Source organism: Streptomyces flavofungini, assembly GCF_041028215.1.
Lineage (GTDB): Bacteria > Actinomycetota > Actinomycetes > Streptomycetales > Streptomycetaceae > Streptomyces > Streptomyces flavofungini_B.
On sequence record NZ_JASKYR010000102.1, the window covers coordinates 1 to 14,180 of the forward strand.

At 69.3% G+C, this 14,180-nt stretch carries 14 protein-coding genes; 7 read left to right on the top strand and 7 right to left on the bottom strand.

Annotated features, from left to right (window positions below; all coding sequences use genetic code 11):
• The first annotated feature begins 36 nt into the window (after nucleotides 1-36).
• The 4 genes from AB8Z36_RS10005 to AB8Z36_RS10020 all read left to right on the top strand — a co-directional run bounded on the left by AB8Z36_RS10005 (nucleotide 37) and on the right by AB8Z36_RS10020 (nucleotide 2,014).
• Nucleotides 37-213, top strand: coding sequence for a hypothetical protein (locus AB8Z36_RS10005; RefSeq protein ID WP_369212872.1), 177 nt, complete (start codon nucleotides 37-39; stop codon nucleotides 211-213).
• Between the two features lie 130 nt (nucleotides 214-343).
• On the top strand, nucleotides 344-886 hold the full coding sequence (locus tag AB8Z36_RS10010) for a BlaI/MecI/CopY family transcriptional regulator (RefSeq protein WP_369212873.1): 543 nt from the start codon (nucleotides 344-346) through the stop codon (nucleotides 884-886).
• 9 nt (nucleotides 887-895) lie between these two features.
• Nucleotides 896-1,438 (top strand): amino-acid N-acetyltransferase, encoded by a 543-nt coding sequence (locus AB8Z36_RS10015; RefSeq protein ID WP_369212874.1) that lies wholly within the window; start codon nucleotides 896-898, stop codon nucleotides 1,436-1,438.
• 237 nt (nucleotides 1,439-1,675) lie between these two features.
• Nucleotides 1,676-2,014 carry a histone-like nucleoid-structuring protein Lsr2 gene (locus AB8Z36_RS10020; protein ID WP_361178279.1) on the top strand — a complete coding sequence of 113 codons (339 nt, stop codon included), beginning with the start codon at nucleotides 1,676-1,678 and terminating at the stop codon, nucleotides 2,012-2,014.
• Here AB8Z36_RS10020 and AB8Z36_RS10025 read toward each other — a convergent pair.
• Nucleotides 1,993-2,580, bottom strand: a complete 588-nt coding sequence (locus AB8Z36_RS10025) for an SCO3374 family protein (protein WP_369212875.1) — start codon at nucleotides 2,578-2,580, stop codon at nucleotides 1,993-1,995. The genes AB8Z36_RS10020 and AB8Z36_RS10025 overlap by 22 nt on opposite strands.
• Before the next feature lie 440 nt (nucleotides 2,581-3,020).
• On the opposite strand from AB8Z36_RS10025, the gene AB8Z36_RS10030 reads away from it, so the two are divergent.
• Both AB8Z36_RS10030 and AB8Z36_RS10035 read left to right on the top strand, forming a co-directional pair.
• Complete coding sequence (locus AB8Z36_RS10030) at nucleotides 3,021-5,549, top strand: ATP-dependent Clp protease ATP-binding subunit (protein WP_363248329.1); 2,529 nt, start codon at nucleotides 3,021-3,023, stop codon at nucleotides 5,547-5,549.
• A gap of 575 nt (nucleotides 5,550-6,124) precedes the next feature.
• Nucleotides 6,125-6,802: a M23 family metallopeptidase gene (locus tag AB8Z36_RS10035; protein WP_369212876.1), complete on the top strand. Its 678-nt coding sequence runs from the start codon at nucleotides 6,125-6,127 to the stop codon at nucleotides 6,800-6,802.
• 55 nt (nucleotides 6,803-6,857) lie between these two features.
• Here the strand turns inward: AB8Z36_RS10035 and AB8Z36_RS10040 are convergent, their stop codons facing one another.
• Nucleotides 6,858-7,463 carry a TetR/AcrR family transcriptional regulator gene (locus AB8Z36_RS10040; protein WP_369212877.1) on the bottom strand — a complete coding sequence of 202 codons (606 nt, stop codon included), beginning with the start codon at nucleotides 7,461-7,463 and terminating at the stop codon, nucleotides 6,858-6,860.
• A gap of 147 nt (nucleotides 7,464-7,610) precedes the next feature.
• Between AB8Z36_RS10040 and AB8Z36_RS10045 the strand changes: the two genes are divergently transcribed.
• Nucleotides 7,611-9,242 (top strand): MDR family MFS transporter, encoded by a 1,632-nt coding sequence (locus AB8Z36_RS10045; RefSeq protein WP_369212878.1) that lies wholly within the window; start codon nucleotides 7,611-7,613, stop codon nucleotides 9,240-9,242.
• Between the two features lie 137 nt (nucleotides 9,243-9,379).
• On the opposite strand, the gene cseC is transcribed toward AB8Z36_RS10045, so the two are convergent.
• The 5 genes from cseC to AB8Z36_RS10070 all read right to left on the bottom strand — a co-directional run bounded on the left by cseC (nucleotide 9,380) and on the right by AB8Z36_RS10070 (nucleotide 14,107).
• Entirely contained in the window at nucleotides 9,380-10,735 is a 1,356-nt protein-coding gene (gene cseC / locus AB8Z36_RS10050; RefSeq protein WP_369212879.1) for a two-component system sensor histidine kinase CseC, read from the bottom strand.
• Between the two features lie 61 nt (nucleotides 10,736-10,796).
• A complete protein-coding gene (gene cseB / locus AB8Z36_RS10055) occupies nucleotides 10,797-11,510 on the bottom strand; it encodes a two-component system response regulator CseB (protein WP_369212880.1) in 714 nt (237 codons plus the stop codon).
• 136 nt (nucleotides 11,511-11,646) lie between these two features.
• Nucleotides 11,647-12,237: a hypothetical protein gene (locus AB8Z36_RS10060; RefSeq protein WP_369212883.1), complete on the bottom strand. Its 591-nt coding sequence runs from the start codon at nucleotides 12,235-12,237 to the stop codon at nucleotides 11,647-11,649.
• 41 nt (nucleotides 12,238-12,278) lie between these two features.
• The gene (locus tag AB8Z36_RS10065; protein ID WP_369212881.1) at nucleotides 12,279-12,818 is read right to left on the bottom strand and encodes a SigE family RNA polymerase sigma factor; all 540 of its coding nucleotides are present in this window, start codon (nucleotides 12,816-12,818) and stop codon (nucleotides 12,279-12,281) included.
• A 353-nt stretch (nucleotides 12,819-13,171) separates the two neighbouring features.
• Entirely contained in the window at nucleotides 13,172-14,107 is a 936-nt protein-coding gene (locus AB8Z36_RS10070) for an A/G-specific adenine glycosylase (protein WP_369212882.1), read from the bottom strand.
• Between the last annotated feature and the right edge of the window lie 73 nt (nucleotides 14,108-14,180).

A 14,180-nucleotide genomic window follows, 5' to 3' on the forward strand; every position in this document is an offset into this window, starting at 1 on the left:
GCACCAGCTCGTCGCGGGCTAGCTACCCTGGAGGGCATGGACTACGTTTCCGCGCTCGTGCCCCCCGTAGTGATGGCCGTGTTCTTCGTCGGCCTCATCGTGACGATCGTGAAGACCCAGGGCGGCGCCAACAAGGCGAAGGAAGACGCGGCGGCGGACGCGATGAGCCGCGCCGAAGCGGCCGGCCGCGCCCCGGAGACCGGCGGCGCCTGAGCCGTCCAAGGCCCCACCCGCCCCACTAGGGCGTACGACTCACCCCTTTTGAGTCGTACGCCCTTTTTGTACCGTAAAAGCACATCGCGCCGATAGTGCCGATAGTGACGTCTCCCACTATTGTTCTGCTGTGCCTCGTCCATTGGGAGAACTCGAAGACTCCGTCATGACACGGGTGTGGAAGTGGAACCGGCCCGTGACCGTTCGAGAAGTCCTGGAAGACCTTCAGCAGGAACGGTCCATCGCGTACACGACCGTGATGACCGTTCTGGACAATCTTCATCAGAAGGGCTGGGTGCGCCGCGAAGCGGAAGGCCGCGCCTATCGATATGAGGCGGTCTCCACTCGGGCCGCCTACGCCGCCGCACTGATGAACGAAGCCTGGCAGCGGAGCGACAACCCCGCCGCCGCTCTCGTCGCCTTCTTCGGCATGATGTCGGCGGAACAGCGGGAAGCACTCAGCGACGCGATGCGTATCGTCCAAGGACCCGCCCAAGTACCGACGACAGAACCCGACCGAGTACCCGCGGCAGAACCGGGCCAAGTACCCGCGGCAGAACCGGGCCAAGTACCCGCGGCAGAACCGGCCCGAGTACCCCCGGCGGAACCAGTCCAAGGACCCGCCCGAGAGCCGGAGAACCCCGGCGGCGTCGAGCCCGGCGCAGAGCGATAGCGTCCGCCCATGGCAGCAGAGGGACCCGAACTCAGCGAACTCAGTGCAAAAGCGGTCTCCGTCCGCAGGGCGCGAACCTCCGATGTGGCGGCCGTCCGCCGCCTCCTCGACTCCTACGTCCGTGAGCGCATCCTCCTGGACAAAGCGACCGTGACGCTTTACGAGGACATCCAGGAGTTCTGGGTGGCGGAACGCGACGACAACGCCGAGTTGGTCGGCTGCGGCGCACTGCACGTGATGTGGGAAGACCTCGCGGAAGTCCGGACACTCGCGGTGAATCCCGAGGTCAGAGGAGCCGGAGTAGGGCATCAGCTACTGGGGAAGTTGCTCCAGACCGCCGGTTGGCTCGGCGTGCGCAAGGTTTTCTGTCTCACCTTCGAAGTCGACTTCTTCGCCAAGCACGGCTTCGTGGAGATCGGCGAGACTCCGGTCGACGGAGATGTCTACAGCGAGCTCCTGCGTTCCTATGACGAGGGCGTCGCGGAGTTCCTCGGGCTCGAACGAGTGAAACCGAACACCTTGGGCAACAGCCGGATGCTTCTGCATCTGTGATCGTCGAGGTGGTATTCCGTGACCACCACCTGCCCCGGTCGACTATGTCCGAAACGCGCATGTTTCCAGGCTTCTCGGGGCCAGGGATCTCTCGCGGATCTCCGCCAGGGGTTTGTGTTTTTCCGGCAAAAGCGGTTTGCTTTCCGCTGTACTGCAGTACTGCATATAACAGGGGCCGCGAATCGGCGGCGCACGTCGTGCGGTCCGGCCTTGAAGTTATCGATGAAAGGAAATCCGGTGGCACAGAAGGTTCAGGTCCTTCTTGTCGATGACCTCGACGGCGGCGAGGCGGACGAGACCGTGACGTTTGCGCTGGACGGCAAGTCGTACGAGATCGACCTCACCACGGCCAACGCGGACAAGCTCCGTGGCGCCCTGGAGGACTTCGTCAAGGCTGGTCGGCGCACCGGCGGCCGTGGTTCCAGCGGTCGCGGCAAGGCGCGCGCCGCGGCGTCGAGCGGTGGTCAGGACACCGCCGCGATCCGCGCCTGGGCGAAGGAGAACGGTTTCGAGGTCAATGACCGCGGCCGCGTTCCCGCGTCCATTCGCGAGGCCTACGAGAAGGCCAACGGCTGACGGCTGCGACGCCGCAGCCGGACCCGGTGGCACCGAGTCGCCGCCGTGTCCACCAGCCGTACGAGATCGGAGCCCACGGCGGGGTCGCTGTGGTGCGCCGTCCCGCCCCTCCCCACAGCGGGCAGGGAGAGCGGCGCCGGCAGCGTCGGCTCCACCTCGCACCCGGGCTCCGGGGGTCGCAGCCAGACGGCGGCCCCCCGCGAGCCGGACCACCCCGGAGGCGTGGGCGCCTCGATCAGGCCGCCCGCCCCGACCGCGGTGAGGTCGAGGGGGATGTCCCCCCACTCCAGCCAGTCGAGGATTCCCGGAAGCTCGTCGGCGCCACCCGCGCCGATCAGCAGCCGCATCGTTTCCCCGCGCAGCGCCACCGGTGCCCTCGGCCCGAGATGGCGCAGCGCCGCGAACCCCGCCTCGGCGGGCAGTTCGAGTACGTCGAAGCGCAGACCCGTCACCAGACGCACCGGACCGGGTCCGGGCGCGGTCGCCCAGCCGAGCTCGTTCTCGTACCACCGCCGCACCGGATCGCACTCGGCCGGCCTGCGGGGCTGAGGAACTGTGGGAGCCATGTCCGGGCAACAGGGGAAACGGTTCCCGGGTTACGCGCTGTGGCCGGTTGGCTGCGCACTGTGGCCGAAATGGGGACGTGCGGCGGTGCCCGGCGGCGCAAGGGTGTTCGCCCGTAGCTGAGGGAACCGGGGCGCGCCGCATGGAGTGTCAGTCGTAACGGGTAAGACATCCCTAGTGGGGAGGGGCGACACGCGGCTCCGGCAGGCCTCCGTTCGCCATCGGCGTAGTGATGGTGGGGGTAACTGTCTGGCCTGCGGGAACATCGTCTCGCACCATCGGGTTGGAGCAGATGTCGGCGTTCGGGGTCAGGAGATCCTCCGAGAAGGGGTCCGGGTGTCGGCAGATGGAATGAGCGGTCCCCGCTTGCGGGACTAAGCTGCGGAAGGACAGGGAGGGGACCGACCCCTTACTGCCTGACCGCTCTGAGGAGCGATTAACGATGTTCGAGAGGTTCACCGACCGCGCGCGGCGGGTTGTCGTCCTGGCTCAGGAAGAAGCCCGGATGCTCAACCACAACTACATCGGCACCGAGCACATCCTCCTGGGCTTGATCCACGAGGGCGAGGGTGTCGCCGCTAAGGCCCTGGAGAGCCTCGGGATTTCGCTCGAGGCGGTCCGCCAGCAGGTGGAGGAGATCATCGGGCAGGGCCAGCAGGCCCCGTCCGGGCACATTCCCTTCACCCCCCGTGCCAAGAAGGTCCTGGAGCTCTCGCTCCGCGAGGCCCTTCAGCTGGGCCACAACTACATCGGCACGGAGCACATCCTGCTCGGCCTGATCCGCGAGGGCGAGGGCGTCGCCGCCCAGGTCCTGGTCAAGCTGGGCGCCGATCTCAACCGGGTGCGGCAGCAGGTCATCCAGCTGCTCTCCGGTTACCAGGGCAAGGAGACCGCCACCGCCGGCGGTCCTGCCGAGGGCACGCCCTCCACGTCCCTGGTGCTCGACCAGTTCGGCCGGAACCTCACCCAGGCCGCCCGTGAGTCCAAGCTCGACCCGGTCATCGGGCGCGAGAAGGAGATCGAGCGGGTCATGCAGGTGCTGTCCCGCCGCACCAAGAACAACCCGGTGCTCATCGGCGAGCCCGGCGTCGGCAAGACCGCCGTCGTCGAGGGCCTGGCGCAGGCCATCGTCAAGGGCGAGGTGCCCGAGACGCTGAAGGACAAGCACCTCTACACGCTCGACCTCGGCGCGCTGGTCGCCGGTTCGCGCTACCGCGGTGACTTCGAGGAGCGCCTGAAGAAGGTCCTCAAGGAGATCCGCACCCGCGGCGACATCATCCTGTTCATCGACGAGCTGCACACGCTCGTCGGCGCGGGTGCCGCCGAGGGCGCGATCGACGCCGCTTCGATCCTGAAGCCGATGCTGGCCCGCGGTGAGCTCCAGACCATCGGCGCGACCACGCTGGACGAGTACCGCAAGCACCTCGAGAAGGACGCGGCCCTTGAGCGCCGCTTCCAGCCGATCCAGGTGGCGGAGCCTTCCCTCCCCCACACGATCGAGATCCTCAAGGGCCTGCGCGACCGTTACGAGGCCCACCACCGCGTCTCGATCACCGACGAGGCCCTGGTGCAGGCGGCGACGCTCGCCGACCGGTACATCTCGGACCGCTTCCTGCCCGACAAGGCGATCGACCTGATCGACGAGGCGGGCTCCCGGATGCGCATCCGCCGGATGACCGCGCCGCCGGACCTCCGCGAGTTCGACGAGAAGATCGCCGGTGTCCGCCGGGACAAGGAGTCCGCGATCGACTCGCAGGACTTCGAGAAGGCCGCCTCGCTGCGCGACAAGGAGAAGCAGCTCCTGGCCGCCAAGGCCAAGCGCGAGAAGGAGTGGAAGGCCGGCGACATGGACGTCGTCGCCGAGGTCGACGGCGAGCTGATCGCCGAGGTCCTCGCGACCGCCACCGGCATCCCGGTCTTCAAGCTGACGGAGGAGGAGTCCTCCCGCCTGCTGCGCATGGAGGACGAGCTCCACAAGCGCGTCATCGGCCAGAAGGACGCCGTCAAGGCGCTCTCGAAGGCGATCCGGCGTACGCGAGCGGGTCTGAAGGACCCGAAGCGTCCGGGTGGTTCGTTCATCTTCGCGGGCCCGTCCGGTGTCGGTAAGACCGAGCTGTCCAAGGCGCTCGCCGAATTCCTCTTCGGTGACGAGGACGCGCTGATCTCCCTCGACATGTCGGAGTTCAGCGAGAAGCACACGGTCTCGCGTCTCTTCGGTTCGCCCCCCGGTTACGTGGGTTACGAAGAGGGCGGTCAGCTCACCGAGAAGGTGCGCCGCAAGCCGTTCTCCGTCGTTCTTTTCGACGAGGTCGAGAAGGCGCACCCGGACATCTTCAATTCGCTCCTGCAGATCCTGGAGGACGGTCGCCTGACCGATTCCCAGGGCCGGGTCGTCGACTTCAAGAACACGGTCATCATCATGACGACCAACCTCGGCACCCGTGACATCTCGAAGGGCTTCAACCTCGGCTTCGCGGCCCAGGGCGACACGAAGTCCAACTACGAGCGGATGAAGAACAAGGTCAGCGACGAGCTGAAGCAGCACTTCCGCCCGGAGTTCCTGAACCGCGTGGACGACGTCGTCGTCTTCCCGCAGCTCAGCCAGGACGACATCCTCCAGATCGTCGACCTGATGATCACCAAGGTGGACGAGCGCCTCAAGGACCGGGACATGGGCATCGAGCTCTCCCAGTCCGCCAAGGAGCTGCTCGCGAAGAAGGGCTACGACCCGGTGCTCGGCGCGCGTCCGCTGCGGCGCACGATCCAGCGCGAGGTCGAGGACACCCTCTCCGAGAAGATCCTCTTCGGTGAGCTGCGTCCCGGCCACATCGTGGTCGTCGACACGGAGGGCGAGGGCGAGACCGCCACGTTCACCTTCCGTGGCGAGGAGAAGGCGGCACTGCCCGACGTGCCGCCGATCGAGTCGGCCGCCGGTGGCGGCGCGGGCCCGAACCTGAGCAAGGAGGCGTAGCCGCCAGGCGCGCTGCGAAGGGGCTGCCCCGGACCGTGAGAACGGTCCGGGGCAGCCCCTTTCCCGTACCTCCGGACGGGCCTCCCGGGGGCGTTCGCGAGGCCCCTCATGGCGTAGCGGGCGTCACAGTCGCGGGGGAGTGGATCTTCCTTGCCGGTGACATGACGCACAGGGGCCGAGGCCCTTACTAGGCGGAATAGTGCTGGCTTCGCCGGGGCGGTCCGGGACTTTGGTCCCGCAACCCGCGGGGCCTTCGCCGCGTCCGGGGGGACCAGGCGCGGGCCACCGCGCATATGCCCCCGGGGCGCCTCCGACGTGCGGTTGTGCCGGTCCATGAGGAGAAAGCGGCGCTCTCCGGGCGAGGGGTAATTGTCCGGATTTGATGGCGTCAAGAGGTTGAAATGATGACGGCCTGCTACGGCTTTGGGTAGTAGATGGGCGTTTTGGGCGATGGCGGGAGCACGGGTTACCAAGGGATGGCCGAACCGGCGAGACGTGCTCCGCGGGACCTCACCCGCTCCCGTGCCGGATCGGCGCATGCCCCCCTCAGTCATCAAGCTCCGGAGGACATCCTCATGTCGAAGCGCACCAAGTCCCACCAGGCCCGTCCGTCGATGTTCCGTATGCAGGCGGCTCTCGTCGCCGCGGGTGTCGGGGCGTCGGTGGCCATGGGGGCCGGGGTCTCGGTCGCCGCAGACAGCACCAAGGCCGGCGGCGCCCTGCCGGGCGTCTCGGTGAAGTCGCTCCGCGCCCAGGCCGACGCCCAGGCCAAGGCCGCGGACAAGGCGCGGAAGGACGCGGCGAAGAAGGCCGCGGACGCCAAGAAGGCCGCCGCGTCCTGGGTCCACCCGGTCGAGCGCTACACGCTCTCCGCGACCTTCGGCCTCGGCGGCAACATGTGGTCGCACAAGCACTCCGGCCAGGACTTCGCCGTGCCGGTCGGCACCAACGTGGGCGCCGCCCACACCGGCACCGTCGTCAAGGCGGGCCCGAACGGCGGCGGCGACGGCCCCGCGTACGGCAACGCCGTCGTGATCAAGCACAACGACGGTACGTTCTCGCAGTACGCGCACCTCTCGCGCATCGACGTCCGCGTCGGCCAGAACGTCGGCACCGGCCAGCACATCGCCCTCTCCGGAAACACCGGAAACTCCAGCGGCCCGCACCTGCACTTCGAGATCCGCAAGACCGCGAACTACGGCTCGGCGATCGACCCCGTGGCCTTCCTCGGCTCGGTGGGCGTGAAGGTCTGACCCCGGCGCAGGGCTCAGGTCCTGCTCCGGCCTCCCGGCGGACCGGGCGGCGGCCTCAGCCGCTCGCGTCCGCCCCGGCGTCGGTGTGCGCCCGCGTGACCAGATCGATGGCGACCTCCAGGATGGCCTTGCGCTTCTCCTCGGGGTCGCCTTCGACGTCCTTCAGCGCGAACATCCCGCCGTGCATGGTGAACAGCGCGCTGAAGCACCGCACCTGGTCGGCCATGGCGGCCCCCGGGTCCTTCAGGATCTCGTAGAGCCCGATCATGCGGTCCTTGAAGCTCTCGCCGGTCTTCAGGTCGCGCATCGTGGCCTGGTTCTCCTGCATGAAGCGGAAGAGCGGCGCCGCGTCGACCAGGATGTCGCTGTACCGGCGCAGGACCTGCTTCCTGACGTCCAGGGTGGGCGGCTGCGGCTGCTGGTGGCCCCACTCGATCAGCTCGTCGATGGGCCGGGTGCTGTCCTCGAAGATGCTGGTGAGGATGTCTTCCTTGGTCTTGAAGTGGTAGTACAGCGCCGCCTTCGTGACCTCCAGGCGCTCCGAGATCTCCCGCAGCGACGTCTTCTCGTACCCCTGCTCGGCGAAGAGTTCGAGGGCCACGTCCTGGATGCGCTGGCGGGTGTTCCCGCGGCGCTGCTGCTTGCCTGTGCCCGTGCCCATCGGGGACTCCTCGACTCCGCTTAACTTACTTGACGCCCGGCTAGTTACGGGTCTACCTTACCGCAGTGTAGTCAACTAGCCGGGCGGCAAGTAAGGCACTCGGTGCAGACCAGGGCGTTCCTGGGGAGTTACGGGGAGTGGGGAAGCATGGCTGACAAGACCACGGCGAAGGCCGTACCGGACAAGAAAACAGAGGCCGTACCCGGCGCGAAGGGGGCCGAGCCCGCGCCGCGCAGCGTGCGCGTCGTGCTGATGGCCCTGATGATCACGATGCTGCTCGCGATGCTCGACAACATGATCGTGAGCCCGGCCATGCCGACCATCGTCGGCGACCTCGGCGGCCTGGAACACCTCTCGTGGGTCGTGACCGGCTACACCCTGGCCACCGCCGCCTCCACCCCCATCTGGGGCAAGCTCGGCGACATGTACGGGCGCAAGGGCGCCTTCCTCACCGCGATAGTCATCTTCCTCGCGGGCTCCGCGCTGAGCGGCATGGCGCAGGACATGGGCCAGCTCATCGGGTTCCGTGCGATCCAGGGTCTGGGCGCGGGCGGTCTGATGGTCGGCGTCATGGCGATCATCGGTGACCTGGTGCCGCCGCGGGACCGCGGCAAGTACATGGGCATGATGACCGGCGTCATGGCGGTCGCGATGATCGGCGGCCCGCTGGTCGGCGGCACGATCACCGACCACCTCGGCTGGCGCTGGGCCTTCTACATCAACCTGCCGCTCGGCGCGGTGGCGCTCGCCATGGTGACCGCCGTCCTGCACCTGCCGAAGAAGAAGGCGGACGGGCGCATCGACTACCTCGGCGCGGCCCTGCTCACCGCGGGCATCAGCGCGCTCGTGCTCGTCACCACCTGGGGCGGCTCGGAGTACGCCTGGGGCTCGGCCGTGATCATGGAGCTCATCGCCATCGGCGTCGTCGCCCTGATCGGCTTCGTCTTCGTGCAGAAGAAGGCCGCCGAGCCGATCATGCCGCTGCACATCTTCCGCAGCCGCAACTTCTCGCTGATGGCCGTCATCGGCTTCATCACCGGCTTCGTGATGTTCGGCGCGATGCTCTTCCTGCCGCTCTACCAGCAGTCGGTGCAGGGCGCATCGGCGACCAACTCGGGGCTGCTGCTCCTGCCCATGCTGCTCTCGATGATGGTCGTCTCGGTCTTCGCGGGACGGTTCACCACGGCCACCGGCAAGTACAAGATGTTCCCGGTCGTCGGCACCGTACTGCTGATCGGCGGCTTCTTCCTGATGGCGCAGATGGACACGGAGACCTCGCGGTTCACCTCGGGTGTCTACATGGCCGTGGTCGGCGCCGGTATGGGCTTCCTGATGCAGATCACCATGCTGGTCGCGCAGAACAGCGTGGAGATGAAGGACATGGGCGTCGCCTCGTCCTCGGCCACGCTCTTCCGTACGCTCGGCTCCTCCTTCGGTGTCGCGATCATGGGCGCGCTCTTCAACGACCGGGTCAAGGACGTGATGGCCGAGCGCGCCGGATCGGTGGGCGGCCAGGTCACCGAGCAGTCGACGCAGCTCACCAACGAGGGCCTGAAGAAGCTGCCGGTCCCGCTGCGCGACGCCTACGAGTACGCGGTCTCCTCCGGCATCCACTCGGCGTTCCTGCTCGGCGCGGCCATCGCGGTGGCCGCACTGATCGCGGCGCTCTTCGTCAAGGAACTGCCGCTGCGCGGCTCCGGCCCCGAGGCCAAGAAGCCCGCCGACGCCCCGGGCGGCGCCACCGCGGAAACCCCCGCGGCGGCCGTCGAGACGGTCTGAGCCACGTGTGACCCCCTCCCCGCTCCGGCGGGACGACGGCCCCCGGCGTACGCGCGCCGGGGGCCGTCGTCCGTGTCGCGAGGTCGTGCCGCGCGCCTGTGCCGTGCGCGTACGGCGAACGCGCTCGGCGGACGCGCTCAGAGGTTGTCGGGCAGCTTCAGCATCGGGAAGCTCCCCGTGTTCGTCGGTGCGTGCTCCGGCAGCCAGAGCACCGCCACCGCGCCCTCGGCGGGCACATCGGGGTCCGCGCCCGCCGGGCGTACGTTGCGGAAGGTGAGCCGCGCGCCGAGCACCCGCGCCTGGCCCGCCGCGATCGTCAGACCGAGGCCGTGGCCGTGCCCCGCCCGGTCGGCGCTGCCGGTGCGGAAGCGGCTCGGACCCTCGTCGAGGAGCGCCTCGGGGAAGCCGGGGCCGTGGTCGCGCACCCGGACCACCCGGCCCTCGACGCTGACCTCGATCGGCGGCCTGCCGTGCTTGGTGGCGTTGGCGACGAGGTTGCCGAGGATGCGCTCCAGGCGGCGCGGGTCGGTGGTGACCTCCGACTCGTGCACCACCGTCACCGTCACGTCCGTGCTCAGGACGGCCATCCGCCGGCTCACGAACTCGCCCAGGGTGATGTCCTGGAGCTCGGCGCGCTCGGCCGCGGAGTCGAGACGGGCCACTTCGAGTACGTCCTCGACCAGCGTGCGCATCGCCTGCGCGCGGTCCCTGACCAGCTCGGTCGGGCGCCCGGGCGGCAGCAGCTCGGCCGCCGTGAGGAGCCCGGTCACCGGGGTGCGCAGCTCGTGCGCGATGTCCGCGGTCACCCGGCGCTCGGCTTCGAGGCGCTGCTTGAGGGCGTCGGCCATGGCGTCGACGGCGCTCGCCAGATCGTCCGTCTCGTCCTTCACGTAACCGCCGATGGCGTCGCGCACACTGACGTCGGTCTGGCCCTGGGCGACATCGCTCGCCGCCGTCGCCGCCCTGCGCAGCCGCCGCGAGAGCTGCCCGCCGATCAGCACGCCCAGCGCGCAGCCGCCGAAGACGACCGTGATCGAGCCGATGACGAGGGCCTGGTCGAGGTCCTTCATGACGGTGGCGCTGCGGTCGGTGAAGCGCGAGTGCAGCGAGAGGACGTGCCCGTCGGCGAGCGGCACGGCCGCCCAGATGTCGGGCACGCCGTCCGGCTTGTCCTCGACGAAGGTGGCGCGGCGGCCCGTGAGCACCTTCTGGCGCAGCTCGCCGGGGAGCGCGGGGTCGTCGACCTTCGTGCCGAACTGGAGCGTCTGCCGCTGCGAGGCGGCGTAGAGGCGCAGGGCGAACTGGATGCGCTCGTCCTGCACATCGCGCGCGTTGTCGAGCATCGAGACGCGCGCGGCGTTGTGCACGACCAGGCTGAGCACCACCGCGACCAGCGCGCCGACCAACGCGATCGCCGCGCTGATCTTCCAGCGCACGCCGGTGCGCAGGCCGGCTGGCAGCACCGTCCGGAAACGCCCGCCGCCGCTGTTCATATGTGTCCCCCGAGTCCGCGTCCCGCGCGGGGCCGCCGTGCGCCGTACGTCACGCCTTCGCTCACGCCTTGAGCTTGTAGCCGAAGCCGCGCACCGTCTCGATGCGGTCCTGGCCGACCTTGGTGCGCAGCCGCTGCACATGGACGTCGACGACGCGGGTGTCGCCGCCCCAGCCGTAGTCCCAGACCCGCTCAAGAAGCTTGTCACGGGAGAGGACCGTGCCGGGCGCTGAGGAGAATTCGAGCAGCAGGCGCATCTCGGTCGGCGTGAGCCCCACCGGGGCGCCGTCCTTGCGCACCTCCATGCCCTCCGTGTCGATCTCCAGATCGCCGAAGTGCAGCACGCCCCCGTCGGCCGCCGCACCCCCGTCGGCGGCGGACGCGGCGGAGCCGGGACCGCTCGCGTGCCCGAAGCGGCGCAGGACCGCGCGGATACGGGCGACCAGGACGGCACCGTCGAACGGCTTCGTCACATAGTCGTCGGCGCCCGCTTCGAGGCCGAGCACGACGTCGATGGAGTCGGCGCGCGCCGACAGCATGATCACCGGCACGGTCGACTCGTCGCGGATACGGCGGCAGAGCGAGACCCCGTCGAGCCCCGGCACCATCACGTCGAGCAGCGCGATGTCGGGGCGGTCGGCACGGAACGCCTCAAGGCCCGAGAGGCCGTCGGGCATGGCGGTCACCACGAATCCGTCGCGCTCAAGGGCGAGCTGCGTGGCCTCGCGGATGACGTCGTCGTCCTCGACGAACAGGACATGGGTCTGCTCTGCCATCGGATGCTCTCAGTCCTTCTCGGTACGTGTCATGCGGCTCGTACGTAGTGTGTCTCGTACGCGGGTGTCTCGTACGCAGCTGTCTCGTACGTAGTGTGCGCCCCGGTGTGCGACTCAGCGCGCGACCCGGAACCGCTCAGTCCGCGGAGGGCGGGGTCGGGTCGCCGCCCACCGCGCCGCTGAAGTCGCTGCGGGTGCGTTCCGTCTCGGCGAAGTGGTTCGACGTCCAGTGATACGTGATCACTTCCTCGCCGGAGGGGTAGGTCACCGAGTCGCCCTTCGTGTAGAGCTGCTTCGTCACGACCAGATCGCCCCGGTCGATCTCGGCATAGACGGACGCGGGCTCCTCGGCCTTGAACACATTCTCGTACCCGCCACCCTGTGCGCGATACACGTAGCTTCCGATGCCGACCGCGTCCGCGCAGGTCAGCACGTTCACGACGACGTCGGAAGTCGAGCCTCCGGTCAGACTCCCGTAGGAGACGTCGACCGGGTAGGTGTCCCCGGCGCACGGCTTCAGGTCCCGCTTGATCGCGGGGCTGACCTTCGGGTCGTCCTTGACGAGCCGCACGGCGTCGACCTTCTCCTGCGGCGGGGCGGTCGACTGAGAGGGCGCGGGGGACGAGGACATCACCGGGTCGCTGCGGGCCGGTCCCTCGTCGCGCGCGCCGGAACCGCCCGTCGAACAGGCGGCCAGGGAAAGCCCGACGACGGCGAGCACGGCCATCGCCGTACTCGCCGCCTGCACACTCCTCGTGGCCTCAGGGCCTAGGCCGCGCAACGCTCCCGCTCCTCACGTTCGAGCGCGCGGGCATCCAGGTCGCGGCTCTCCAGCTCCTGGCGGAGCCGGGCGAGCGCCCGGTGCAGCGTGCTCTTGACCGTTCCGGCCGACATGCCGAGTGCGGCAGCCGTCTCCTCTGTGGACATCTGCTCCCAGTGTCGCAGCACGACGACGCTGCGCTGCTTGGGTGCGAGCACCTTCATGATGTCCATGAGCAGCGCGCGGTCCGCGTGCTGGTCGGTGGAGTCTTCCACGCTCGCGTCGGGCAGCTGCTCGGTGGGCACCTCTTCGAGCTTGCGGGCGCGCCACCACTCCGTACGGGTGTTGATCATGACGCGGCGCAGATAGGCGTCCGCGAGCCGCTTGTCGGCTATGCCCTCCCAGCGGCCGTACGTCCGCACGAGCGCGGTCTGGAGCAGGTCCTGGGCGTCCACGGGGTCCGGGACCAGGCGCCGGGCACTGCGCAGCAGGGCATCCTGCCGAGTGCGGACGTACTCTTCGAATTCGAGCACCTCGCCGTGCGCCATCTCAAACCGCCTCCGTTCTGTCCCATTGCCGCCCGCTGTCCCTGATCCGCGGTACGGCTATGAAGTTACGGAGGCGTTGTCACGAGGTTGTGCGGACGAGCCAGCGGCGGGCGCACGGCTGTACGTAGGTTGTGTAACAGAAGTAGGACCGACGTAAAAACCTCTGATTACCGGGGGTGCGGCCCCTATGACCGTCGGCTGAAAGGCACAGGTCAGCGGCTGCCTGGGCCAGGTCAGCGGCTGCCTGGGCCAGGTCAGCGGCTGCCTGGGCCAGGTCAGCGGCTGCCTGGGCCAGGTCAGCGGCTGCCCGAGTCAGGTCAGTGGCACCGGGCTCGGGTCGGCGGGGCCGTGCCTCAGGTCAGCGGCAGCCGGTAGAGACCGCCCCGCAGTGGCTCGACGAGGCCGTCGGCGACCAGGCCGTCGAGGGCGCGGGCCCGCTGCACGGGCTCGTCCCAGACCTTGTCGAGAGCGGCCTGCGGTACGGGCGTCACGGCCTCGCGGAGCACGGCGAGCAGCTTGCCGCGCACCTGGCGGTCGGTCCCCGCGTACGTCTGACCGCGGCGGGCCGGGCCCTCGTGCGCGGGCTTGCCGGCCGCGCGCCAGGCGCACAGCGCGGCGATCGGGCACCGCTCGCAAGCCTCGTTCTTCGCCGTGCAGACCAGGGCGCCGAGCTCCATGGAGGCGGCGGCCCAGCGGGACGCGGTGTGCTCGTCCTCCGGCAGCAGGGCGCGGGCCAGCTTGCGCTCGGCGGCGGTGGTGGCGTTCGGCGGGTACTGCACGCCGGTCACGGCGCGCGCGAAGACGCGGCGCACGTTCGTGTCGAGCACGGCGTGCCGCTGACCGTACGCGAACGAGGCCACGGCGGCGGCCGTGTACTCCCCGATGCCGGGCAGCGCCAGCAACTGGGCGTGCTGGGTGGGGACATCGCCGCCGTGCCGCTCCGTTATGGCGACGGCGGCGCCGTGCAGCCGCAGGGCGCGGCGCGGATAGCCGAGCCGCCCCCAGGCGCGGACGGCCTCGCCGGGCGCCTCCTTGGCGAGATCGGCGGGGCGGGGCCAGCGGGCGAGCCACTGCTCGTACACGGGCAGGACCCGGCTGACCGGCGTCTGTTGGAGCATGAACTCACTGACCATCACGCCCCACGGCCCGGCGTCCTCGCGCCGCCAGGGCAGGTCACGGGCGTGCGCGTCGAACCAGGCGATGACGGAACGGTGCAGGGCGTCGCCCGCGACCCCGGAAACGTCCCCGGGACTCGGGCTGTGCGGCAAGGGCTTCACGGGAGCAGTCATGACACCCCCGATCCTGCCATGGCCTCCACGGTTCTCGCGGGACGCTTCGTCTTACGGGGCGTTACGTGTGTAC